The sequence below is a fragment of the Alteromonas sp. ABH2_165 genome (assembly GCF_056159945.1).
Genome location: NZ_JBSWWF010000006.1, coordinates 176860 through 201255, shown reverse-complemented (window position 1 = coordinate 201255; position 24396 = coordinate 176860). Strand labels below are relative to the sequence as shown.

The following is a 24396-nucleotide window of genomic DNA, read 5'->3' as shown; positions in this document are numbered from 1 at the left end:
AGCGGGAAATAGAGCGGCTTGCGGTGATGTGTAACAATCACCTTAACTGGCGGAAGTTAGACCCTTTATTCAGATAAACAGAGGTGGGACAGAACAAGCCCCATCGCACCTAAGTAACAGTAAACAGACTTACAGGTAATACCATGAGTAACCAAGACGATAAGCAGAAACATAAAAAGCGCATGGAAGCACAAAAGGCCAAGGTAGACGAGCGCATTGCCCAGGCAACAGAAGAACGGGGCATTCTGATCGTCATCACCGGTAACGGAAAAGGAAAATCAACCTCAGGCTTCGGTACAGTTACCCGCGCGGTAGGACATGGCCAGAAGGCTGCGGTTGTGCAATTTGTGAAAGGAACATGGCCTTGTGGTGAACGTGATTTACTGCAACAGGTAGGCGTGCCTTTTCATGTTATGGGCACTGGTTTTACTTGGGAAACACAAGACAAAGACACCGATATTGCAGCCGCGACAAAGGCGTGGGAGCAAGCCAAAGTCTGGTTGAAAGATGACACCATCGACGTGGTTTTGCTGGATGAGATCACCTACATGGTAACGTACAAGTATATCGATCTTGATGACGTGATCGATGCCCTGGCAAATAGACCGAAGGAACAAAGTGTCGTGGTGACGGGCCGCGCTTGTCACAGAGCCATTACCGATCTAGCCGATACGGTAAGTGAAGTGCGCTCACAAAAACACGCATTCGATGCAGGGATCATGGCACGTAAAGGTATCGACTGGTAATGAGACTGGCTGTTTTTATATCTGCTCTACTGCTCAGCCTGTCGGCTGCGGCCCAAACGGATGTGGACCCGCGAACACAACGTCGTCTGGTCGTGTTGGCGCCGCACCTGGTTGAAAGCCTGTTTGCCATTGGTGCGGGCAATCAGATCATTGCGACTACCGACCATTCCGATTATCCCGCTCAGGCATCCTCCATTCCGCGAGTGGGCAATTATGCGCGCCTTCAAATCGAGCAAATTCTCGCGCTTCGGCCAGATGCCGTCGTGGCTTGGCGTAGTGGTAACCCGGCGGACGATCTGCAGCGGCTGGAAAAGTACAAGATAAATGTCGTGTATACCCAAGCCGATAACCTTCAGGATGTGGCGTCGGAGTTACGTATGCTGGGCAAATTGACGGGGCGTGAAAAGCAGGCTGAGAACATCGCCAATGATTACCTGTACCGCTTGCACGCACTGAAAGCGCGCTACAGCAAAGCCGAGGGAGTGAGTGTTTTCTACGAACTGTGGGCCAGGCCGCTACGCACCGTTGCCGGAAATTCCTGGTTGCAGCAGCAAATCGCACTGTGTGGCGGCGATAACATCTATGCCGATATCGAGGAAGGTTACCCCCAGGTGAGTCTGGAGAATGTGCTCGATTTACGTCCACAGGTGATTATTCAGCCCACCACCCACGGTGATAATCAGCCGGAAACCATTAATTGGCAGCAGTGGCCAGACATACCTGCGGTTAATCATGGGTTTATTCTTCATCCTGATGCTGACAAGGTACATCGCATGACGACCCGCATGTTGGATGAAGTTGAAGTGATGTGCGTACAGCTTGATAAAGCACGGCAGTTCTATGCACAAGATAGTGACCTGACGCAGCCTTAAGGCTAGAAAGAATAAGCCATGCACACCGCCTTTCCATTGACTTTAGTATGAACAATTTGTAAGGTTGCGCCCGCTGTTTCAGGTGCTTGTCGATGCGTCACTTAAGGCGCATCTGGGCAAGGTAAACGGGAAGTGTGGTGAATGAACATTGTTTATTAATCCACCGCTGCCCCCGCAACGGTAAAAGCGCATTATGGCGCTAAGCCCGACACCGGCCTGGAAAACAGTTGATTACAAATGAAGCGGAGGGCTTCATTGGATTGCATTTTTCGTGTCTCCTTTTCAATTTCAGCGTCGGGTACAGCAATTGCCTGTGCGGAGATTGTCAAAAGCCATTACGCATTCGCCGATCCACTTCCCTTCCTTCAGTCACAAGCACACACCCATTAGATCGAGGAACACACATGCACATCAGCAAACTGGCCATTGCCATTGCTTTAGGTTGCACCGTTAATTCTGTAATTGCAGAAGAAGCCACGCCCGGTTCAGACATTGAACACGTTGTTGTTTCAAGCCGCGTGATTACACCGGTAAGAGAACTCGCCACATCCGTATCAGTTATGACTGAAGAAGAAATCGAATTACGCGGATATGCCAACCTGGCAGAAGTACTGCGCATCGAACCTTCTGTGCATGTCACCGACAGCGGTGGTATCGGCTCAACATCAGCCCTTCGTATTCGTGGTGAAGAAGGCTATCGCACGCTTATCCGCATTGATGGTGTTGATGTGTCTGACCCCACCGGCACGCAGATAATGCCCCATGTTGGCCAGCTGCAAAGCAGTAATGTGTCGCGAGTAGAAATTCTGCGCGGCCCGCAGGGTCTGGTTTACGGTGCCGATGCCGGTGGTGTTATCAATATTCAAAGCGGCCGACTGGAACAGGGTGTATACGGCAGTGTGCGTGCGGAAGCGGGTGAATATAATACGCAAAACCTGAGCGCCGAAGTCGGTGGCGGTAGCGAAACGGTTGAGGCTTACCTCTCTGTATCTGACTACTCCACAGACGGTTTCAACTCACGCATTGACGACACCGACCCCGCAGATGACGACGGCTACGACAATACGACGGTGCATGCCAAAGTAAACGTGAAAGCCACTGATGCCCTGACGCTCGGTTTCGTCGCCCGTCATAACGATGGCGAAGGTGAATTTGATAACTGCTACACGGCAGCTTTCAGCATCAGTAACGATTGTGATAGCACGTTTGAACAAACTAACTTCCGCGTGAGTGCCAATTATGCCCTTGAATCGGGTAATCAGCAGTTGGCCTACGCCAAAACCTTAATTGAACGTGAAAACTATACAGAAGGTGCCTCTAGTTACTTTACCAAAGGTACTGTTGAGCGCGTTGAGTACATTGGCGACACGGCCATTAATGATCAACATACTGTGGTTTACGGCATCGATTGGGAAGAAGAAGCGATTACCTCTTCAAACGAAAGCCGCACACAAACGGGTTATTATGGTGAGTTACAAAGTGAATGGGTAGAAAACCTGTTTACCACAGCAGGGGTTCGCTACGACGACAACGAAGATTTTGGTGAACACCTGAGCTACCGACTGAGCTCGGCGTATATCTGGGAACTGCAAGCTGGCGAACTGAAGCTTCGTGGCGCATACGGTACCGGCTTCCGCGCACCAAGCTTGTATGAAGTGCAATATAACCGCGATTTTGGCTATGCGCCGGCTTCTGACGTAGCGCTTAAAGAAGAAGAATCTAAAGGTTACGAAATTGGTCTGCAATTCACACCTTCAGCAGGCACTTTTGTCGAGGTCGTCTACTTCGATCAGAAAATCGAAGACGCCATCGTGTTCGATATGGCAACGTATTCGGGCTATCTGCAAGAATTAGGCACCGCGACCTCTGAAGGTATCGAGCTTATTGGTCAGTGGGCAATTAACGACGCCTGGACCATTAAAGGCAACTATACCTACAACGATGCAGACGACGTAAATGGCGCACAGCGGGTTCGCCGTCCTCGCGACCTGGCCAACCTGTCAGTACTTTACCGCTACGAGGCAATTACGGCAGAAGCTACCGTTCGGGTGGTGGCTGATGCAGTGGGTATCAGTGCGCCACTGGACGATTACTCGCTGGTTGATTTAAGTGCCCGCTACGATGTTACAGAAAACTTTTCTGTATTCGGTCGTATCGAAAATGCCTTCGATAAAAGCTATCAAGGTGCCTCGGCATTCCGCTCACGTGGACGTGCAGCGAACATTGGTGTGAACTACGCGTTCTAATGTCACCATACAACAAGAAGGGAGCCGATTGGCTCCCTTCTTTTTTTCTACTTTACTGCAATGTACTAGTCGGCCACACGCCCGTTTGGCTCACCGATAATTGCAATCACATCGTTCTCATAGCCATCAGTGGTTTTATATTCCCGGTACCCTTTTGAAACCGCAAAAGCCAAGAGAAAAGCGTCATCGCCCAAATGGTAAATACCTGCGCCTTTGGTACCATTCGCACCATTCGTCACAGCAGTTGGCAACACAATGTGATCACCGGCCTTCCAACGCTCTGTGCCGCTTACGCTAATAACCTTCCCTTGACGGTCGATATACAAACCGAAGCGTTCACTGTCATTTGCCCAGAGCACGTCTGCCAGCATTTGTGAAAATTCCGGCTCGCTATCGAATACCAACCCAATGCCACCAACCGCAGCATCATTTTTGCGAATAACGGCATTGTAAATGTAGGTAGGATTACCGTAGTAATAGTCGCTAGACGCAAAAGCTGATACGCGGAAATGTTGTGCATTCTGCATACGTATCGCCGATTCCCACGCGGAACTTTTTTCTGCTTCTTGGCCTATTTGGTCAGATAAACTTTTATCTGATACGGCAACAATTTTTCCGCTACGGTCGTACAGATAAATTCCCGTGTACACGGTGTACAGACTGTTGATGTACTCAAGGATGTCGCCCATTACCGAGATATCTGCAGCTGTAGCGTTGTTGTTACTAAGTGTATTCTGGAAATGTGAGGTGAGTGCCCACCAGCGACAGTCATTTGCCCGCTCGTACAAGTTTCTGTCCATGATGTCGATAGCCAGTGCGGCCTGAAAGGTCATGCCATTGAAATGCGTGGTGAGTGCCGTTTTCATCAGTTGACTCACCGAGTCGGTGAAAATGGACTGCATCTGGCGGCCAATTTTACGAATTTCTTCCAGAATAGGAATAAACTCGTCCGCGTCGCGGCGGGCAGCGGCAATGCGCCCGTTTAACACCACTAAATCTAAATCTTCGGTAACAATCTTTGCCCGGTATTGGATATTGCTCAACACAGAAGAAAAGCCCTGCCACTGATTGATGTCGTCAATGGCATCATAACTTGATGCAGGCTGCGAGCCCATGTGAGTCAGAGGCAATAGCACACAGCCATGCCATCCAAGCCCTTGATAATTTTGATAACCCCGGGTTTTTGTGACAGTGACAATATATTCTTTTCTATCAATGGTGAGGATCTGATTTTCCTTTGCCACATTTACCGTTTTCCCTAGCGGTAAAACAGTATCGTCGCTGGAAACCAGCGTATTTCCTTTCTCATCGAGCAAAGCCAAGATGTTCCCGGAGTCATCATCAAGATCATTAAACAAACTGCGCATCTCGCCTTCCAGCCGAAAGCTCATGCACAAAATACCAATGATCTCTTGTGTTTCAGGGTCTCTAACCGGCGCAAGAAATAACGATGAAATCGAATGCGCAGGCCGTAGGGGTGAATAACGGCAAATCTCCAGGTATTCATGATAGCCAGTTAAGATTTCCGACAACACAGGGTCAGTTTCCGCGATCGGCGCGCCCTGCGCCATTTGCGCACGCAGCTCACCGCGACAGTCAAACAACATAATATCGTCGTAAACCGTATACTTTGCCGCGTATTGCTCTAATCGCACAGCAATATTTTCGCTGTTTTCCGAGCCTGATTGCGCATCATGCAGAAACTGAATGATGTCCGTATCAGTGGCGAGAAACCCCACATCAGCGGTACGCTCAAATAAATTCCGAATTGGAATATCAATGAGTGTTTGTGCAATAGTCTGATTTTTAACGCCACATTGTTGCGTATTTTCAGCCAACAGGTTTTCGATTAAGTCATCCTGCAGAACAGCGAATTCGGACTTGGTCTCTAGCATGTTACCAAGCAAGCTCTGGGGTACATTAAGTGAGTTTATTTTTCCGACTAACGCCACCTTATCCCACCAAGTATTCAGACTGAATAAATTGTTTCGATAGTGTGAGACGGTCGTAAATAGTTCCAGAAACTGCTCTTTGTTATTTTTTAGTAGCGCTTCCACTTCATTACCTTATACTTTAGTATAACTTATTGTTTTGAATAACAGTTTTCTTATTACACTATCAGAACATTAAATACTTTATTGTATATTTTTTGTTACTTTTCTGGCTTTTTTTTATTCAGCTAGGCTTTTACGGCTTAGCCCATTCTTTTCCCCTGAAATTGATATTCTGATTTTTAGCAGCAAACGAATGTTGTTGATTGGGAAGCAAAATAGGTATCGAAGAAAACGCTGTCAGGCTGAGTCATCGCTCGGGTTGTCGCGGATACCGTTGCACATGCGCCTTTAATTGTGTATCAATCGTTATAACGACATGAATACCTAAAAATGGAATGTATAACGATGAAAATGAGCGCTATTCGCACCCGGCTCGCCATGGCCGTTGCCGCATCCATCCTAACCCTTTCAGCCTGTTCCAAAGCCCCTGAAACCAGCCATTCAACGCCGGCAGCAGAACAAGAAGTCGCAGACACGCAAGCGTCGCCGCTGCTGGTAGACCGTGCGCGTTTGGGGATTTATCAGCCCGTAGCATTAACCAGCGATTTGTCTTCGCTTTCTGATAACCAGAAAACCATGCTGGGCTTATTGATCGACGCATCAAAAATCATGGACGACCTCTTCTGGAAGCAAGCCTTTTCCGGTGAAAAATCGGCATTTCTTGAAAAATACAGCGATGCAGACATCGCGAAGTTTGCTGACATCAATTATGGTCCCTGGGATCGCTTAAATGGCGATGCGGCGTTTTTAAAAGGTTATGACAGCAAGCCCGAAGGCGCGGAATTCTACCCTCACGACATGACCAAAGAAGAGTTTCAGCAGCAAGATTTTGCAGACAAAGACGGCTTATATTCACTCGTAAAGCGCAATGAAGACGGCAGCCTGTATACCGTGCCCTATTCAGAAGCCTATAAAGCCGAGTTAACACAAGCGTCTGCGCTGTTACGTCAGGCGGCCGAACTGGCAGATAACGAAGAGTTTGCCAACTACCTTACATTGCGTGCCGATGCGCTGTTAAGTAACGATTATTATGCGTCGGATATGGCCTGGATGGACATGAAGACGAATCCGGTTGAGCTGGTTATCGGCCCCATTGAGTCCTATGAAGATCAGCTATTCGGTTACCGCGCCGCGTTTGAATCGTATGTACTGCTAAAAGACATGGCCTGGAGTGAGCGACTGGCCAAATTCGCTCAGTTTCTTCCCGAATTACAAAAAGGTCTGCCGGTTCCCGCTGAATATAAAGCTGAAATGCCCGGCTCTGATGCCGATCTGAATGCTTATGATGTGATTTACTACGCGGGCCATTCCAATGCAGGCAGTAAAACTATTGCCATTAACCTGCCTAACGATGAACGCGTACAACTGGCCAAAGGCACCCGACGTCTGCAGCTGAAAAACGCCATGCGCGCCAAATTCGACCAGATCCTGCTGCCGATTGCCGATGAACTCATCAGCCCTGAGCAACGCGACCATATTACATTTGACGCCTTCTTTGCCAATACGATGTTCCATGAAGTAGCGCACGGTCTTGGTATTAAGAACACATTGGATGGTAGCAGTACTGTTCGTGCTGCTTTAAAAGAACACGCCTCGGCGCTAGAAGAAGGCAAAGCCGACATTCTTGGGCTGTATATGGTGCAGAGTCTGTTGGAGAAAGATGAAATTACTGAAGGTGTACTGGAAGATTATTACGTTACCTTCATGGCTGGCATATTCCGCTCTGTGCGCTTTGGTGCGTCTAGCGCTCATGGTAAAGCTAACATGATTCGCTTTAATTTCTTCGAGGAGCAAGGTGCTTTCGAGAAAGGCGAAGACGGTTTCTATAAAGTGAATATGGAAAAAATGGGTAACGCAGTAGAAGCCCTATCCCGCCTTATCTTAATTTATCAAGGTGACGGCGATTACGAAGGCGTTGCTAAACTGGTAGAAGAAAAGGGTATCATCAAGCCTGACCTGGCTTCTGACCTTGCCCGCCTGGAAGCTGCCAACATTCCGGTGGATATTACCTTCAAACAAGGTAAAGCGGTGCTGGGACTGTAATCAAACTGAAGGCAGGTAGCGCCGTTACCTGCCTTCTTTAGCTGATTTTTTACAGAGCATTTCACCACTTAACCAACCTGTCAATATTGCCATTCCTGCACTAGCTACCAATAGAAGTATCGCAGGCAAACTACTATTAAAGACAACAAACAGCATTAACATCATTGTGCAATAGCCAATGGTTGCCATGAGAATCCTGAGGCTGTGCGATGATTGCTTTGTATTTACCGCAGAGTTTCTTAAGATCTTGCTAAGTATATTTGTTAGCCAGAAAGACTGGCAGTAACCTTGATCGTCTTCAACGATGCTCCCCCGGAACACGTTTGCGGCCATAAAAAGCATTATCGCTGTTACAATTAAACTGCTGAGATAGTGCCCATTACGTAATAATGTAAACATAAAACCTGCACACACAAGCAAGCCACCATACAATTGAAATCGCACCATTGTTCTCTTTCCAAAAAAAGCGCTGAGCTCAATGTGCTCAGCGCTATAAACTTACTGTTCTTCCGTATAATCTCTTACAGCATCACCAGTGCCAATGATTGCGCCGATACCAGCACCAATCAGGGCTCCGATAATTGCTCCGACTGGTGCAGCGGGGCCGGATACAGACGCACCAATAACAGCGCCAACACCAGCACCACCCAATGCACCTTCTGCACCACCTTCAGCTGCAGCCTGACCAATGTCGCCACCGGCAACGACCGACACTTCCTGATTTGAGAGTTCTCGTAAGCACATAATTAATCCTCAATCCAGTTGTAAAGAGCGCCGCCAGCAGCACCAACAGCGATAACGCCCAGAGTGATTGGCGCTGTTACAGTGATACCAAAACCTACCGCTAACCCAACAAGAGTCGCTCCGGCACCCGCGCCGGTTAAACCGCCTGAGGCGATATCCCAACCATCACCACCATTAACTTGATTTACCTCTGTCATACTCAGTTCTTTCATTTAACACTCCTTGTTGAATATTTACATTTCGCAGAAAAACGAACGTTAGTCAGCTTTCTGCCTTGATGAATAAAATGCTATAAATAGCTTTTTGAAGACTTTCTGACTTTGTCACTCTTTACAGCCAGCCAATCGACAAAGCCATCGTAATAAAAAAAGCAGTGCCACAATACTGAACCAAATACGCGTTTTAAAACAAAAAAGCCCCGTTCAATGAAGCTCCAAAGGGAGTACAGCATTGAACGGGGCTTTCGAAAAACCACGCTGAACAATAAGCGCTTATTCCAGGCCTTGCTTCACTTTATCCGTATACGGTGGCCAGCCCAGCGGCTTGCCAGCAAGAACATGCAGGTGAATGTGATACACCGTTTGTCCGCCAAACTCATTACAGTTCATTACTGTGCGAAAGCCTTGTTCTGCAAAGTCTTGCTCAGCGGCGACTTTGGCGGCAACGTAACTTAGGTGCCCTACAATTTCGCGATCTTCTTCAGTAATGTCGTTAATGGTTGCAATCGGCTTTTTCGGAATAACCAAAAAATGTACCGGCGCTTGCGGATTAATATCTTTGAATGCCAGCGCGATGTCATCTTCGTAGATAATATCGGCGGGAATTTCCCGGTTAATAATTTTGGTAAAGATAGTCTCTGACATCAGTCCCCCTTAGGTAAATTAACCAAATACAAACCACAGTAATACCGCACCTAACACCATGCGATAAATCACGAACGGCAACATACCAATGCGGGATATCCAGCTTAGGAACAGGAAGATACACAGATACGCGCTAATGAATGAGAATGCAGCACCGTAGAGTAGTGCACTCCAGTCTACAGGTGTGGTTGCCTGCACCAAATCAAAGGTCTTTAATGTACCCGCGCCCAAAATCACTGGAATCGACAGCAAAAACGAAAAACGCGCACAACTTTCGCGATTCAACCCTAGCATCAGGCCTGCGGTCATGGTGATACCTGAACGAGACGTCCCCGGAATAAGCGCCATAACCTGTGCCAAGCCAATGATCAAAGCTTGCTTCATGGTAATGTTTTCAAGCTCCATGGTGTGCTGCGCTTTCGCATCGGCATACCACAGCGCCAAACCAAATATTATGGTAGTAGCAGCGATGACCAGCGCAGTTCTGGCATTCATTTCAATCCAGTCATCTAACAGCAAGCCCACGATTACAGCCGGGATTGTCGCCAAAATGACATACCAGGCCAGTTTACTGTCGGTATTCTGATTTTTAGTGAAGCCGCGGGTAACCCAGGCGATGGTCATTTGGGTTATTTCATGACGAAAATACAACATAACGGCTAGCAAACTACCAACATGCACAGCAACATCAAATGCCAAACCTTGACTGTCCCAGCCAAAAAGTTCTGCAGGTAGCAATAAATGTCCGGAACTGCTGATAGGTAAAAATTCGGTAATTCCCTGGATCAGGGCAAGAATGATAATTTCGAAAAGCGTCATCCCTTAGAATCACTCCATGTAAAATCGATTGGCCATAGCCGTTGGGAAGTTTGATCGTATTCCTGCCACAACTGCCGGTAGGTTTTTCCTGCTTCGGGATGCACATGATCAGGGAGAAGTTCAGCAAGGGGTTGCAGCACAAATGCATTTTGCAGAATTTCTGCTCTGGGCAGTCTAACAGGGTGAGTTGTCACTACGTTGTCGTAGGTTAATAGATCTAAATCGAGAGTGCGAGCACAAAACTTTTTTTCACTGTGAGTACGGCCGTTTTCCCGCTCAATCGCTTTTAGCGTAGCAACCACCTCTTCCAAAGGTTTGTCGGTAGCAGCTGCAATCACGCAATTGTAAAAGGGCGAGCCATTGAAGCCCACGGCTTCACTTTCAAACATCCGCGACAGACGAATGTCAGAGAAATGGGCTTTTAAGTGCACCAGGCCATTTCGCGCATAATGGGTACGCTGAATATTGGTACCCAAACTGATGGTAATAGGGTGGCTCATTCGCCTCGCGCCTGACTAAATACCACCGTAACGGTATCGGCATCTGGCAAGATTCCTGGTTTTGTGATTCCAAGATGAATATGCGAGATCGGAAACGCCATAAACACCTGTTTCATTACATGCGCGCCTAACGCTTCAAGTAACTCAAAGGTCTGGTCGGCGGCAGCCTGCTGAATGGACTGAGCAAGCATGGCATAGTCAATGGTATCGCTCACATTGTCACTGGCCATGGCTGCCGTGAGATCAGCATCAACGGTAATATCAAAAATAAGGGTAGTTTTCTGAGTACGTTCCCAGTCATACACACCGATAAGGGTGTCGACCTTAAGACCAGAAAGAATAATCTGTTGCATAAAACGACGCGCTCGTATTGAAGCGTTTGAGTAATGGCCGCCACTTTACCACAACTGGCCTGAGGTTCACTAAACTCACTGGCAATTTACCTGCGATTCCTGTTAGTCTGCACGCAGGGAAATAAGGAGATCAACGCAGTAATGACAGGTTTGACGATATTAATGATCGGCGTGGCATACCTGATAGGGTCATTGTCCAGTGCTGTTGTTATTTGTCGCCTCTATGGACTTCCCGACCCTCGCACTGCCGGCTCCAATAATCCCGGCGCAACCAACGTTTTTCGTCTTGGCGGTCGCACGCCAGCAGCACTGGTGCTGTTTATGGACATATTCAAAGGCACGGTTCCGGTTTATTGTAGCTACTGGATGGGTATAGACCCCATCGCACTCGGTTTTATCGGTGTGTCAGCTTGCCTTGGTCATATATTCCCACTTTATTTTGGTTTTAAAGGCGGCAAAGCCGTCGCCACGGCGTTTGGCGTGTTGCTTCCCCTGGGCCTGGAATTGGCCGGATTGCTTATCGCCACCTGGCTTGCCATCGTGCTTATTTTTGGTTATTCCTCGTTGGCTGCCATTGTCGCGGTAAGTTTGGCACCGGTTTTCACCTGGTTTATCAAGCCCATGTATACCGTTCCTGTGGTTATGCTGTCGGTACTCATCATTATTCGCCATAAAGACAATATCCTGCGTTTGCTCAAGGGCGAAGAAAGCAAGGTATGGGATAAAGTCCGTTTAAAATAAAAATGCCGGCTGTCACAATGTCATCACTCCTGAAATCCCGCTCACCCCGGCTTCATCATTAATTTTTCTCCGGAAGGAATTATGCCCGTTCAAGCGCAGCATCGTCTGCAGATCATTATCTTCGCGCTGGTTTGCGCCGCGTTCACCAATATCTATATTACTCAGCCTGTTCTACCGGTTTTACAACAAGACTTCGATACCGATTTAGTGCGGGTTTCACTCACCGTGTCAGCTGTGGTATTGGGTATCGCATTGGCTAATCTGCCCTTCGGGCTGATTTCAGATCGCTTTCCCATAAAACCCATTATCGCAACCGGCGGCACGGCGATTATTGTTTGTGGACTTATTTGCGCTGCCACCGACAGTTTGAGTTTGTTGATTTCAGCGCGTTTTGTTCAGGGCATTTTCATTCCTGCACTGACAACCTGCATTGTGGCCTACTTGTCAAAAACACTTCCGCCAGCGAGCCTGAATGTGGTGATGGGTTCGTATGTGTCAGCAACCGTAGCCGGAGGACTGGGTGGACGATTACTGGGCGGCTGGGCATTTTCCCCTGAACACTGGCGATATGCGTTTGTTGCCACCAGTCTGCTGACGGCAATAGCCATTCTCGCTGCGTTGAAAGGGTTGCCTGCGCATCAGCAAAATAAGCAACAGACCACCGCGCCTGCAACCAGTTACCTTCGACTTGTTGCTCAATGGAAACTATTGCGCCTTTATCTTTGTGCACTGTGTGGATTCGGCATTTTTTCTTCGGTGTTTAACTTTCTGCCCTTTCACTTGGCCGAGCCAATGTTCGGCTTTTCAACACAAGACACCACCTTGCTTTACCTGGTGTACCTTGTGGGCGTGATGATTGGACCGGTAACGGGCAAACTCAGTAATCGGTTCGGTAGCGGCAACACCTTGCTGGTTGGCTCGGCGGTATTACTCAGCGCATTACTGATGTTGCTGTTGCCGTTTACGCTGGCCATTTTTGTGGGGTTACTGCTCTTCTGTGCGGGCTTCTTCACTATTCATGCAGCAGCAGTGGGTGCGCTGAATCGTAAATTGGACGCAGGACACGGCCGCGCAAATGCGCTGTATACCTTGTTTTACTATGTTGGCGGATGGGTGGGCATTACGCTATCAAGTTTTATATATCAGCATTTCGGCTGGACGGCACTCATTACTTGCCTGATCACGTTGCTGATAACGCCTGTTTGGACCGGTATTGCCGAGCGCAAACGCCGGGAAAACCTAGGATGAAACCGGTAAGCGCCGAGCACGAGTACCGGTAGGCAACACCTTATTTAATCAGCCCTTGCTCAAAGGTTTTGCTGCCGCTATCGGTCTGAGGTACGTATTCGAGCTTCATCACCTTCGCCAGCCCAGGGAAAACTTCAAGGTTTTTCATCGGAGGAAGGGTCACACCTTTCTTAAACGCAGGCCCTGCGGCAATAAATGTTGCGCCCATATCGTCCAAGGTGTTATCAAAGCCATGTGCGCCATGACCATCGTGGGCCTTCGCACCAACAAAGTAAGCCGGCGGTAACAGTTCAAGCATGATATCGCCGGTTCGGCTAGTTACCGGCATAGAAACTTCATCACGACGACTGTCACTCATCACCGTATAGCGGCCATCTGCTTTGTTCGCTAACTGAGATTTCAGTGCTTCAATTTGCTTCTTCGTGGTGTCTGGCTTGCCGTAAATCAACGTTTGCGCGCCGCGAATTTCCACGACAAAGTCATCAGAAATGCCAAGTTTTGTGACATCAATTTTGGCATCATCGTTTATTTCAGCCATTCCGTGGTCAGACACTATCACCAGATTAACCGGCACAGAGAGTTTCTGCAGGCGATCGTAAAGCTGACCTATCAACGCGTCCATTTCCTGCACCGCATTGTAGGTTTCCTTCGCATTTGGTCCGTACTTATGACCAATGGTGTCTGTCAGTGAAAAATAGCCAGCGATAAAGTGAGGGCGGGAAACTTCAGGCAGTGATAGCCATTCTACAATCTGGTTTACACGGTTCTGATAGTCTGCATATTTAGAATAGTGGAAGTGATAAGACGGCAGGTTACCGTTGATACGCGCATCCGATTCTGGCCAGAAATAAGTTGCGGCTTTGATGCCGTTAAACTCCACCAGATTCCAAAACGGCATACCCGAGAGCCAAGTTGAATCGCCGTAGCCTTTGCCCATGGAATAGCGGGCATAGCTGTCACCCGCAGGACGGGATTTATCGTAAAACGCATTGTTCACAATGCCGTGATTTACAGGCAGTAAACCGGTAATTAAAGAAATGTGGTTGGGGAAGGTATTCGACGGATACGCCGGAATCATTTTTTCCGCACGTACGCCGTTTTTCGCGATTTCGCCGATGCGCTTCGCCTGATGCTTTTCCACATAATCATGTCGAAAGCCATCCAGTGAAATCATCACTACATAGGGCTTTTGATTTGGGCCCGTTTCTTCTGCCTGCACTGCACCTGTGATAAACATGACGCACAGTGCCGTCCACAATCCTTTGGTTTTCAGACCTTTAAATTTCAACATAGCGTTATACTGTCTTTTTTATTATAGGAAAAAAGACAGTATAAAGTTTGCAGGTTACAGCGTCATTTCATTTGCCGCACAATGGGGAAACTGGTCGAATCATAAATACCATCTACCACGCCACCTCAACATCCAGACTTTTTTCCTGATCCGCTGGCTGTCCTACCATCTCATCGTAAGGTGTAGATTGCTTAAGCCACACTTTGTCGAAATCCTTATCTGAAAAAGCCCTACGTGATCATTACAATTAGGTAAGGTGCCGCACGACACAAAGACTCAGTTGGTTACTGTGACTCGGCTTTTACCTGCGCCGCCACTTGCCCACAAAGTTGTAATAAAGTCACTTTTTCCGTTAGCCCATCAATAAACCGCCCAGGAATCCCAGACAAACCAGCTTGTGCTCCAACCAATGCGCCGACAAAAATCGCGCGGGCCTGATTCTGGCCGCCACCGTTTACAGCATGTAACACCGCGTTTTCGAAATCGTCATCGAAACGCGCGGCCAGGTAGTAAGCAGCAGGCAGCTGGTGATAAATGGCACAAGGCATTCCATAAACCTGAGAGACCTTCCAGGCGGGTTCAATTCGGATAGTCGGATCGGCAGCAGCAGTTGCCATATAAGAAGGCGATAACAGTGCATCCGGCGAAGCAAAAGTGCCGGCTTCGGTGGACTCGGCTTTTTCTTTATCCGGAGGACCAAGATCATCTGAGGTAACAGCATGAAAGGGCAAATCTCCTGACTTCACTCTGGACATCAGCACACTAGAAATATTCTCATCCAGCCTATTGCCCTCAACCAAATAGCCGAGAACAGCGTTAAATGCCAAGGTCATCGATACCACTAATTCGTCGTTCTGCGTTAGAACGGTATTGCTTACCACCGAATCAGCCAGCCTCTTCGGATTTAGGGCATAGCGGACAGCAAGGGCCAGGGTGCGCTCTATCGCTTCGGTAGTATCTGCATCGTTACCGGTTTCATCCCAGCCTTTGCCTTGCTGAACGCGAATCTGCCAGGCTTTTCGAATCGACTGACTGGTGTAGCCACCGGGGCCATTCATGGGCGTACCGTCGAGTTGCGGAAATAAGTCTTCATCAAGGCGTTTACAGAAATCTGCTTCGCTGTAATCGCCCTTGTCGGCAAGCGACTGCAGGAGCATTCTAAGGATGTAACCAGCTTGGGACTGGTCGCCGGCGTTTAGGCCCTCATGATAGCGACCTTTTTTCGGTGCGGTGTAATCGGTGATCCAGGTGCCGTAATCTTTATGCTGTTCGCTGAGATCGTAATACCAGTGAGGACCAAGTGCGAGCGCATCACCAATGAATGCACCCATGAGCGCGCCAAGGCATCGATCGGTTAGAGGATCAGAAGTGAGATCTGAGATATCCATCGTAAGCTCCGTATTTCGTAAAATTTACGGTTGTTACGAAGGACAGCCCTAAAGGTTTGTTTAAAAACGACCAACCTGTCTAAAAAGTAAGCTCAGTGTCCAGTTACTAAACCGGCGAGAGTGAATCCAGCGGCCAGCGTGGTCTGGCAGCGGCAGACAGGTCGCAGGTTTGCCCGGCTTTCAGGCGCTGCATGCCGGCGTAGGCAATCATGGCGCCGTTGTCAGTACAGAAGCCAAGACTAGGATAGAACACTTCACCGCGAAGTGATGTCATTAATGTTTGCATGGATTCGCGTAGATAGGTGTTGGCGCTTACGCCACCGGCGATGACCAGACGTTTGCGACCGGTTTGCTTGAGTGCGCGCTTACATTTAATGATCAGGGTATCCACCACCGCTTCCTGGAAGGCAAAAGCGATGTTGGCTTTGGTTTGTTCAGAGTCGTCGGCATCACGAATGGTATAAGCTGCAAAGGTTTTCAGGCCGCTGAAGCTGAAATCAAGGCCGGGACGATCGGTCATTGGGCGGGGAAACTGATAATGACCACCCTCGCCTTTTTCTGCCAGCTTCGCCAGCAGCGGACCACCAGGATAATCCAGCCCGAGCAGTTTGGCGGTTTTATCAAACGCTTCACCGGCGGCATCATCAATAGACTCGCCCAGCACTTCATATTCACCAATGCCTTTTACGTCTACCAACATGGAATGACCGCCAGAGACTAACAGCGCCACAAACGGAAACTCCGGCGCATGCGCTTCCAACATGGGCGCGAGTAAGTGGCCTTCCATGTGGTGCACGCCAACAGCGGGAATATCCCAGGCATAAGACAATGCACGGCCAACGGAGGAGCCCACCAGCAGTGCGCCCACCAAACCCGGTCCTTGCGTGAAAGCGATGCCATCGAGATCGCTGCCTTCGGTGTTAGCATCTTTCAGTGCTTTCTGGATCAGCGGAATGATCTTACGAACATGATCGCGGGAAGCCAGTTCAGGCACCACACCACCGTAATCCGCGTGCAGCTTTACCTGGCTATACAATTCATGGGACAATAATCCTTGTTCATCGTCATAAACAGCAATGCCGGTTTCGTCACAGGATGTCTCGATACCCAGAATGCGCATAGTTTTCCTCGTATTTCGTTGCAGATGAAGTTGCTTAGCCGTCGTATAAAAGACGATTCTGATAAGCAGGGCGGCAAGTTTACCCCTAATAAGCCGTTGAGAAAACGCCCAAACGCAGGATCGCGGTCACTTTTGAACGATCACTGGTCAATTTTTTAACAATTCCGGCTTTACATCTCTCTCAGAAAAGAATAGAATTTCGCACCATTTTTAACCCGGGTGTCGATTTAGCGCACACTTAACCACGCCCGGCTACATACTAAATTTTGAGGTGAGAATTTAATGCCTATCGTTAAAGTTAGAGAAAACGAGCCGTTTGATGTTGCTCTTCGTCGTTTTAAGCGCTCTTGTGAAAAAGCAGGTGTATTGTCAGAAGTTCGTCGTCGTGAGTTCTTCGAAAAGCCTACTTGGGAACGCAAGCGTAAGAAAGCGGCTGCTAAAAAGCGCCACATGAAAAAGCTGGCTCGCGAAAACGCACGTCGCGTAAAACTCTACTAAGATAGTGTTGGCTTTGACAAAGGTGCCTTATGGCACCTTTGCTGTCTCAGGCCCACTGAAAAAGTAACGCCCCCTTCCTAAGCCCATCAGACAGAGAATAAATAATGGCTTTAATTGATGACTTAAAGAACGCGCAAAAAGACGCAATGCGCGCCAAGGAAAAGCTCAAGCTTGGTACTATTCGTATGGCACTTGCCGCTATCAAGCAAAAAGAGATCGATGAGCAAATCACTGTAGACGACGATCCAACTATCCTGGCAATTCTGACCAAGATGGTTAAGCAACGTCTAGATGCAGCTGCACAGTACGATCAGGCTAACCGCGACGATCTGGCCAGCACCGAACGAGCTGAAATCGTTGTTCTTGAGTCATTCTTGCCACAACCTCTGACTGACGATGAAGTGGCTGCACTTATCGAAGAAGCCATGACTGAAACCGGCGCAACCGGCATGCAGGATATGGGTAAAGTGATGGGTGTACTGAAACCTAAGGTTCAGGGCCGTACCGACATGGGTGCACTGAGCGGAAAAATTAAAGCGCGTCTTAACGCGTAATTTTTCCTGATTTAAGCCTTAAGCAGCGGCTGAAACAGCATGTTTCAGCCGCTGTTTTATTTGTGGTACGAAAACATTATTTGGTTGCACCGTGCACATCCCCTGATTAAAGTATCTGGCATTCTGCTGATACAGATTTTTGCAAACATCCTTGGTTTGACGCTTATATTTTTCATGCTCTTTAATTCAAAACAGTAGGTTACCGTTTCTGATGTCCGGAAGAATTCCACGCGATTTTATTGATGATCTGTTGGCCCGTAGCGATGTGGTCGACATTGTAGACAGTCGTGTGAAGCTGAAAAAAGCCGGCAAAAACTATCAAGCCTGTTGCCCTTTTCACAACGAAAAAACCCCTTCCTTTACGGTAAGTCAGGATAAGCAGTTTTATCACTGTTTTGGTTGTGGAGCCCACGGCAACGCGATTTCTTTCATCATGGAATTTGATCGCCTTGAGTTTGTTGAAGCCATTGAAGAACTCGCCAGAATTCATGGCCTCGAAGTGCCCCGGGAGCAAAGCAGCCGCCCGGTCATGAGCGAAGAAAAGCGTCAGCAACAGCAAGATGACTACGCCTTGATGGAAAGCGTCGCCCGCTATTTCCAGCAACAGCTTCGCCAACACGCGAACAGCCAGAAAGCCATTGATTATCTTAAAGGCCGCGGTCTATCCGGTGATATCGTCAAACATTGGGAAATTGGTTATGCACCGTCGGAGTGGGATGGTGTATTAAAAACCTTCGGCAAAGAGCACGAGCGCGTTAAGCAATTAATCGATTTGAAGTTGGTAAACCAGAATGATCGGGGCAAGACCTATGATTTTTTCCGCGATCGGATCATGTTTCCGATCCGGGATCGCCGTGGACGTGTCATTGGCTTTGGCGGCCGGGTGCTGGAAGGCGATGGCCCGAAATACCTCAACTCGCCGGAAACCCGCATCTTCCACAAGGGGCACGAACTGTTTGGTTTTTATCAGGCCAAGCAAAGCCAGCGGCATCTGGATAAAGTCATCATCGTAGAAGGCTATATGGATGTGGTGGCACTAAGCCAATTCGATATCAATATTGCCACTGCCGCGTTGGGTACCGCTACCACACCCGAACATCTCGGCATGTTGATGCGCGCGACATCCCATATTGTGTGTTGTTATGATGGTGACCGTGCGGGTCGCGACGCAGCCTGGCGCGCACTGGAAAATGCCCTGCCTGCATTAAAAGACGGCGTAAAACTGACCTTTCTGTTTCTGCCCGACGGTGAAGATCCGGATACTATGGTGCGTAAGGTGGGTAAAGACGCCTTCATGAATTTGCTTGATGATGCACTGCCCTTATCCCGATTCTTCTTTGAATCACTACTAAAAGAACATGAAGTGGGCACACCTGAAGGTAAAGTCGCACTGAAGGCAGCGGCACAGCCTTTGATTGATCAGGTACTTGGTGATAGTCAGAAAGCCATGTTGCAGGAAGAATTAGCAAAACACGTGGGTGAGTACGACCGTTTTCGTCTGCAGCAAGATATGCAACAGGCGAATCAGGCTTCAGCCAAACCTAAACCTTCCAGCTATACCCAGCAAAAAACCCAGATTTCGCCGGTGCGGACCATGGTTAGATTATTACTGGATAACCCTGCTCTGGCTGCTGGGCACCCCGAATGCGCGCCAGCCGTTTTGGCTCACAGCGGCGTACCCGGTATTAATGTACTTGTGGATATTCATCAGTTCTGTGTAAATAATCCACAGTCAACTACCGCTCAGGTGCTTGAAAACTTCCGCGACCATCCCCATTCACCTGTCATCGCGAAGTTACTGTTGCAGGAACACCTGATAAAGGATGACGATGCAGAGGCGGTATATTGCGACAGTTTTGCAAAGTTGCTCGATTGGCATTTCGATAGCAGGATTGAAACATTGATCTCCCGATCGCGTATGCAACCCTTGTCACAGGACGAGAAGACTGAACTGACCTTACTGATGAAAGAACGTCAAAAGCTATAAATGCTTTCGTTCTGGCGAAAAATCGCGCTGAACGTCTGGTCAAATTTAACGTTTTCCTGTTATACTGGCTAATTCGCCACAAACAGAATTGAATCAAACATCGGGCTGACCCTGATGCGACAATCAAGGTATTAGCTTTTGATTACTATGCATAAAACAGGCCTAAATTACAATAGCCGATGTTCTGACAGGTGCGGTAACAAACGACAGCAAGCATGGACAAGACGGAAAATTCCGGCGCTTGAACGTGCTTTTTTGCTTATTAATTAAATGTGAGAAGTGTAGGTTATATGGCTCAAAGCAAGCAGTCTCAGATTAAACTCCTTATTGCAAAAGGTAAAGAACAAGGTTACTTAACTTTTGCAGAGGTTAACGACCACCTGCCACAAGATATCGTCGATTCCGATCAAATCGAAGACATCATCAGCATGATTAACGATATGGGGATCCAGGTTTCAGAATCTGCTCCAGACTCAGACGAACTGCTGATGCAAGAAACCACTGCCGATGAAGACGCTGCCGAAGCGGCTGCCCAGGCACTGGCTACCGTTGAGAGTGAAATCGGCCGCACCACTGACCCAGTTCGCATGTACATGCGTGAGATGGGTACCGTAGAACTTCTTACTCGTGAAGGCGAAATTGAAATCGCTAAGCGTATTGAAGACGGTATCAACCAGGTTCAGTGTTCTGTTGCTGAGTACCCTGAAGCAATTACTTACTTGCTGGAACAGTGGGACTTGTACGAAGCAGAAGAAATTCGCTTAGGCGATATTATCTCTGGTTTCGTTGACCCTAACGATGATCAGGATCTCGCGCCAACGGCTACGCATATCGGTTCTGAGCTTCCAGCTGAAGAGTTGGACGACGAAGACGATGACGACAGCGACGACGATGACGACGACAGTGATGACGATGACAGCGGTGTTGATCCGGAATTAGCGCGCGAGAAATTCGCTCTGCTCCGTGAGCAATATCTGAAAACCCGTGGAGTTATCGAAACTAACGGTCGTTCTGACAAAAAATCACGTGAACAAATTAACGTTCTGAGTGAGATTTTCAAAGAATTCCGTCTGGTGCCTAAGCAGTTCGATCGCATGGTTAAAAACATGCGTGACATGATGGACAAAGTGCGCATTCAAGAACGTCTTGTTATGAAGTACTGCGTTGTAAACGCGAAAATGCCGAAGAAAGACTTCATCAAGGCATTTGCGGGCAACGAAACCACCACCGACTGGTTACAGGCAACACTGGCTTCAGGCGCGGCGTATACGACCCAGCTGGAAAATTATAAAGAAGACATCGAGCGTTCAATCTCTAAGATGAACAGCGTAGAGCAGGAAACGGGTCTGGTTATCGCTGACATTAAAGACATTAACCGTCGTATGTCTATCGGTGAGGCGAAAGCCCGTCGTGCGAAGAAAGAAATGGTTGAGGCGAACTTACGTCTGGTTATTTCAATCGCGAAAAAATACACCAACCGCGGTCTTCAATTCCTGGATCTGATTCAGGAAGGTAACATCGGTCTGATGAAAGCGGTAGATAAGTTCGAATACCGTCGTGGTTATAAGTTCTCAACTTATGCGACATGGTGGATTCGTCAGGCAATCACACGTTCAATCGCTGACCAGGCGCGGACTATCCGTATTCCGGTTCACATGATTGAAACCATTAACAAATTGAACCGTATCTCTCGCCAGATGCTTCAAGAAATGGGTCGTGAGCCAACACCGGAAGAATTGTCAGAACGTATGGCAATGCCGGAAGATAAAATCCGTAAAGTGCTTAAGATTGCTAAAGAGCCTATCTCCATGGAAACGCCTATCGGTGATGATGAAGATTCGCATCTGGGTGACTTTATCGAGGACAGCACCATTATTCAGCCCCTCGATTCAGCTACCGGCGGCAGCCTGAAAGACGCAACCCAGGAAGTCCTGGCCGGTCTGACAGCCCGTGAAGCAAAAGTACTGCGTATGCGTTTCGGTATCGATATGAACACCGACCATACGTTGGAAGAAGTAGGTAAACAGTTCGACGTTACCCGTGAGCGTATCCGTCAGATTGAAGCGAAGGCGTTACGCAAACTGCGTCACCCAAGCCGCTCTGAGCAGTTACGCAGCTTCCTCGACGAGTAATCGTTCAGGTCAATCCCTTGAAAAGCCACCGATTCGGTGGCTTTTTTGTATGAAGATTGTCGCATATCACTTTCCACTAGCAGTTTCCCGCTTGTATTCCCCACCCGCTTTCCTTTAAATGGTCTCTTACTATTAATGGTTTGTGGAGTAACGATGATCTTAACCCCGCCGTACCTGTTGTTTATCGGTGATGCGACCGACCCGCTGAGTATCAAAATGGCCAAAAGTGTGGCTGATTGGAATCCGGATGCCTGTATTGGCGAGTATGCCCTTCCTGGCTGCGAGGTATCTACCGGCTTACCTGCGATGACTATCAATGAAGCGGTGTCTCAGGGCGCAAACACATTCGTACTCGGCTTTGCCAATAGCGGCGGCTTTATTGATGAAGCCTGGGTTCCCACCATTGTTGAGGCAATTGAGGCAGGTATGCACGTAGTGAGCGGCCTGCACGACAAACTCACTAACATTCCTGCCGTGGTTGAAGCCGCGAACCGTATTGATAGACAACTGATTGATATTCGCCATCCCACCACCCGCTTTAAAACCGGTAAAGGTATCAAGCGTAGTGGAAAACGCTTACTTACCGTGGGCACCGACTGTTCAGTAGGAAAAATGTATACCTCTTTGTCGCTTACCAGAGCACTTAATGAGGCGGGCAAGAAAGCCACGTTCAGAGCCACCGGACAAAGCGGTATTTTGGTGGCAGGTGAAGGCGTCGCTATCGACTGCGTGGTAGCCGACTTTATTTCCGGTGCGGTAGAAACCTTAAGCCCGGATAACGACGATGATCACTGGGATATTATCGAAGGCCAGGGTTCATTATCTCACCCTGCGTTCGCTGGCGTGTCTCTGGGCTTGTTGCACGGTTCCCAGCCTGACGCACTGGTAATTTGTCATGCACTAAACCGCTCACACATGCGCGGATTACCCCACTACCCTCAACCCACCCTTGAGGATGTAATTGAAATGACCACTAAGGCTGCCAGCCTGACCAATCCCAATGTGAAGGTTGTTGGTATTGCCGTAAACACGTCAAGTGTAAGCGAGGAAGAGGCACGACAATACTGTGAAGATATCAGCCAAAAATTGGGCCTGCCGTGTACTGATCCGGTGCGCTTTGGTGTAAGCAACATTGTTGGTGCGCTCTAATGGCCTTAACCATTTCTGTTTATCACGAGAGCTTCACCTTGGCGGAAGTGTTTCGCATTTCCCGCGGTGAGAAAACTGCCGCAGAAGTGATTCGCGTGACCGTTAGCGACGGTCATTTTACTGGTCAGGGCGAATCTGTTCCCTATGGCCGCTACGGCGAATCCATTGAATCGGTGACTGCTGAACTTGAGTCGGTAAAGGGAAAGCTGCGTTATGTGGAAGACCATGCACTGTTGCCCGATTTACTTAAAGCAGGCTCTGCCCGTAATGCCCTGGACTGTGCATTTTGGGATTTACGCGCCAAAATGAGTGGCAAGTCGGTGGCAGAACTAACTGAGTTAACGCTGCCTGAAATGTGCGTTACCGCACAAACCATTAGCGTAGATACGGTTGAGAACATGCAGGCGTCAGCACGTAAACTGGCTGGCGCTCCGGTAATAAAGGTGAAACTTGACCCCGAAGCGGTAGTGGAAAAGGTTGCCGCAATTCACCAGGTCACACCAAACAGTCAATTAATTGTAGACGCTAACGAAGGCTGGTCGGTGGATGTGCTTAAAGCCGTTGCCGACCAACTGAAAGCCTGCAATGTCGTATTGATAGAGCAACCATTGCCTGCTGCAGAAGACGCGGCGCTGGAAGGCTATGAATGCCCAATACCGCTTTGTGCCGATGAATCCTGTCATACCGCAGATAACCTCGAAACACTACGTAAGCGTTACCAGAGCGTTAACATTAAGCTGGATAAAACTGGCGGCCTGAGCGAAGCCATTGACCTACTTCAACGCGCCAGAGAACTGGGTTTTACGGTAATGGTAGGTTGTATGGTGGGCACATCACTGGCGATGGCTCCCGCTTATTTGCTATGTGAGGGCGCAGAATTTGTCGACCTCGATGGCCCGCTGTTAATAGCGGATGATCGTCCGAACGGGTTTAGTTTTAGCGCCGGGAAAATGTGGCAGCCTTCGCCATTCCTCTGGGGTGTAAAATAGGCTGGCGCTATATTGTGATGCATACAACACGCCATTCATCACTCTTTGGCAACGCGGAG

General features: G+C 48.5%; 23 protein-coding genes, 1 pseudogene and 1 riboswitch. Of the genes and pseudogenes, 12 read left to right on the top strand and 12 right to left on the bottom strand.

Annotation, left to right across the window (positions count from 1 at the left end; genetic code table 11):
- Positions 1-143 precede the first annotated feature (143 nt).
- The 3 genes from cobO (at position 144) to ACXAFQ_RS13265 (ending at position 3864) form a co-directional block, all read left to right on the top strand.
- Positions 144-746 carry a cob(I)yrinic acid a,c-diamide adenosyltransferase gene (gene cobO, locus ACXAFQ_RS13275; RefSeq protein WP_474823060.1) on the top strand — a complete coding sequence of 201 codons (603 nt, stop codon included), beginning with the start codon at positions 144-146 and terminating at the stop codon, positions 744-746.
- Entirely contained in the window at positions 746-1618 is an 873-nt protein-coding gene (locus tag ACXAFQ_RS13270) for a cobalamin-binding protein (RefSeq protein ID WP_474823056.1), read from the top strand. The genes cobO and ACXAFQ_RS13270 overlap by 1 nt, the downstream gene beginning before the upstream one ends.
- 63 nt (positions 1619-1681) lie before the next feature.
- A riboswitch (cobalamin riboswitch) is annotated at positions 1682-1852 on the top strand.
- Between the two features lie 170 nt (positions 1853-2022).
- Positions 2023-3864: a TonB-dependent receptor plug domain-containing protein gene (locus ACXAFQ_RS13265; protein ID WP_474823052.1), complete on the top strand. Its 1842-nt coding sequence runs from the start codon at positions 2023-2025 to the stop codon at positions 3862-3864.
- Positions 3865-3929: 65 nt separating this feature from the next.
- On the opposite strand, the gene ACXAFQ_RS13260 is transcribed toward ACXAFQ_RS13265, so the two are convergent.
- Positions 3930-5921: a hypothetical protein gene (locus tag ACXAFQ_RS13260; RefSeq protein WP_474823047.1), complete on the bottom strand. Its 1992-nt coding sequence runs from the start codon at positions 5919-5921 to the stop codon at positions 3930-3932.
- A 342-nt stretch (positions 5922-6263) separates the two neighbouring features.
- Here ACXAFQ_RS13260 and ACXAFQ_RS13255 point away from each other — a divergent pair, with 342 nt between their 5' ends.
- Positions 6264-7961: a dipeptidyl-peptidase 3 family protein gene (locus ACXAFQ_RS13255; protein ID WP_474823043.1), complete on the top strand. Its 1698-nt coding sequence runs from the start codon at positions 6264-6266 to the stop codon at positions 7959-7961.
- A gap of 24 nt (positions 7962-7985) precedes the next feature.
- Here ACXAFQ_RS13255 and ACXAFQ_RS13250 read toward each other — a convergent pair whose 3' ends face one another.
- The 7 genes from ACXAFQ_RS13250 to folB all read right to left on the bottom strand — a co-directional run bounded on the left by ACXAFQ_RS13250 (position 7986) and on the right by folB (position 11240).
- Entirely contained in the window at positions 7986-8408 is a 423-nt protein-coding gene (locus ACXAFQ_RS13250; RefSeq protein WP_474823039.1) for a hypothetical protein, read from the bottom strand.
- Positions 8409-8459: 51 nt separating this feature from the next.
- Positions 8460-8705 (bottom strand): hypothetical protein, encoded by a 246-nt coding sequence (locus ACXAFQ_RS13245; protein WP_474823035.1) that lies wholly within the window; start codon positions 8703-8705, stop codon positions 8460-8462.
- A gap of 2 nt (positions 8706-8707) precedes the next feature.
- Positions 8708-8917, bottom strand: a complete 210-nt coding sequence (locus ACXAFQ_RS13240) for a hypothetical protein (protein ID WP_474823031.1) — start codon at positions 8915-8917, stop codon at positions 8708-8710.
- 279 nt (positions 8918-9196) lie between these two features.
- Positions 9197-9568 (bottom strand): histidine triad nucleotide-binding protein, encoded by a 372-nt coding sequence (locus ACXAFQ_RS13235; protein WP_070123836.1) that lies wholly within the window; start codon positions 9566-9568, stop codon positions 9197-9199.
- A gap of 18 nt (positions 9569-9586) precedes the next feature.
- Positions 9587-10387 (bottom strand): undecaprenyl-diphosphate phosphatase, encoded by an 801-nt coding sequence (locus ACXAFQ_RS13230; protein WP_474823024.1) that lies wholly within the window; start codon positions 10385-10387, stop codon positions 9587-9589.
- Positions 10384-10887 (bottom strand): 2-amino-4-hydroxy-6-hydroxymethyldihydropteridine diphosphokinase, encoded by a 504-nt coding sequence (gene folK / locus ACXAFQ_RS13225; protein ID WP_474823021.1) that lies wholly within the window; start codon positions 10885-10887, stop codon positions 10384-10386. Before folK ends, ACXAFQ_RS13230 begins: the two co-directional genes overlap by 4 nt.
- Positions 10884-11240, bottom strand: coding sequence for a dihydroneopterin aldolase (gene folB, locus ACXAFQ_RS13220; RefSeq protein WP_474823017.1), 357 nt, complete (start codon positions 11238-11240; stop codon positions 10884-10886). Before folB ends, folK begins: the two co-directional genes overlap by 4 nt.
- Positions 11241-11381: 141 nt before the next feature.
- Between folB and plsY the strand changes: the two genes are divergently transcribed.
- Positions 11382-11981, top strand: a complete 600-nt coding sequence (gene plsY / locus ACXAFQ_RS13215) for a glycerol-3-phosphate 1-O-acyltransferase PlsY (RefSeq protein WP_070123832.1) — start codon at positions 11382-11384, stop codon at positions 11979-11981.
- A gap of 81 nt (positions 11982-12062) precedes the next feature.
- Positions 12063-13229 carry an MFS transporter gene (locus tag ACXAFQ_RS13210; RefSeq protein WP_474823011.1) on the top strand — a complete coding sequence of 389 codons (1167 nt, stop codon included), beginning with the start codon at positions 12063-12065 and terminating at the stop codon, positions 13227-13229.
- 40 nt (positions 13230-13269) lie between these two features.
- Here ACXAFQ_RS13210 and ACXAFQ_RS13205 read toward each other — a convergent pair whose 3' ends face one another.
- The 4 genes and pseudogenes from ACXAFQ_RS13205 to tsaD form a co-directional block, all read right to left on the bottom strand.
- The gene (locus tag ACXAFQ_RS13205; protein ID WP_474823007.1) at positions 13270-14520 is read right to left on the bottom strand and encodes an alkaline phosphatase family protein; all 1251 of its coding nucleotides are present in this window, start codon (positions 14518-14520) and stop codon (positions 13270-13272) included.
- Positions 14521-14632: 112 nt separating this feature from the next.
- A pseudogene (locus ACXAFQ_RS13200) lies at positions 14633-14743 on the bottom strand (DUF6482 family protein); the annotation flags it as partial.
- A gap of 61 nt (positions 14744-14804) precedes the next feature.
- The gene (locus ACXAFQ_RS13195; protein WP_474823003.1) at positions 14805-15908 is read right to left on the bottom strand and encodes an ADP-ribosylglycohydrolase family protein; all 1104 of its coding nucleotides are present in this window, start codon (positions 15906-15908) and stop codon (positions 14805-14807) included.
- A gap of 106 nt (positions 15909-16014) precedes the next feature.
- Positions 16015-17028, bottom strand: a complete 1014-nt coding sequence (tsaD, locus tag ACXAFQ_RS13190; protein WP_474822999.1) for a tRNA (adenosine(37)-N6)-threonylcarbamoyltransferase complex transferase subunit TsaD — start codon at positions 17026-17028, stop codon at positions 16015-16017.
- Between the two features lie 282 nt (positions 17029-17310).
- Here tsaD and rpsU point away from each other — a divergent pair, with 282 nt between their 5' ends.
- The 6 genes from rpsU to dgcA all read left to right on the top strand — a co-directional run bounded on the left by rpsU (position 17311) and on the right by dgcA (position 24337).
- Positions 17311-17526: a 30S ribosomal protein S21 gene (gene rpsU / locus ACXAFQ_RS13185; protein WP_070123829.1), complete on the top strand. Its 216-nt coding sequence runs from the start codon at positions 17311-17313 to the stop codon at positions 17524-17526.
- A 104-nt stretch (positions 17527-17630) separates the two neighbouring features.
- Complete coding sequence (locus ACXAFQ_RS13180) at positions 17631-18080, top strand: GatB/YqeY domain-containing protein (protein WP_474822993.1); 450 nt, start codon at positions 17631-17633, stop codon at positions 18078-18080.
- Positions 18081-18291: 211 nt separating this feature from the next.
- Positions 18292-20067: a DNA primase gene (gene dnaG / locus ACXAFQ_RS13175; protein ID WP_474822988.1), complete on the top strand. Its 1776-nt coding sequence runs from the start codon at positions 18292-18294 to the stop codon at positions 20065-20067.
- 290 nt (positions 20068-20357) lie between these two features.
- Positions 20358-22199 (top strand): RNA polymerase sigma factor RpoD, encoded by a 1842-nt coding sequence (rpoD, locus tag ACXAFQ_RS13170; RefSeq protein WP_474822985.1) that lies wholly within the window; start codon positions 20358-20360, stop codon positions 22197-22199.
- 153 nt (positions 22200-22352) lie between these two features.
- Entirely contained in the window at positions 22353-23348 is a 996-nt protein-coding gene (dgcN, locus tag ACXAFQ_RS13165) for an N-acetyltransferase DgcN (protein ID WP_474822982.1), read from the top strand.
- Positions 23348-24337 (top strand): N-acetyl-D-Glu racemase DgcA, encoded by a 990-nt coding sequence (gene dgcA, locus ACXAFQ_RS13160; protein ID WP_474822981.1) that lies wholly within the window; start codon positions 23348-23350, stop codon positions 24335-24337. The genes dgcN and dgcA overlap by 1 nt, the downstream gene beginning before the upstream one ends.
- The last annotated feature ends 59 nt before the right edge of the window (positions 24338-24396 follow it).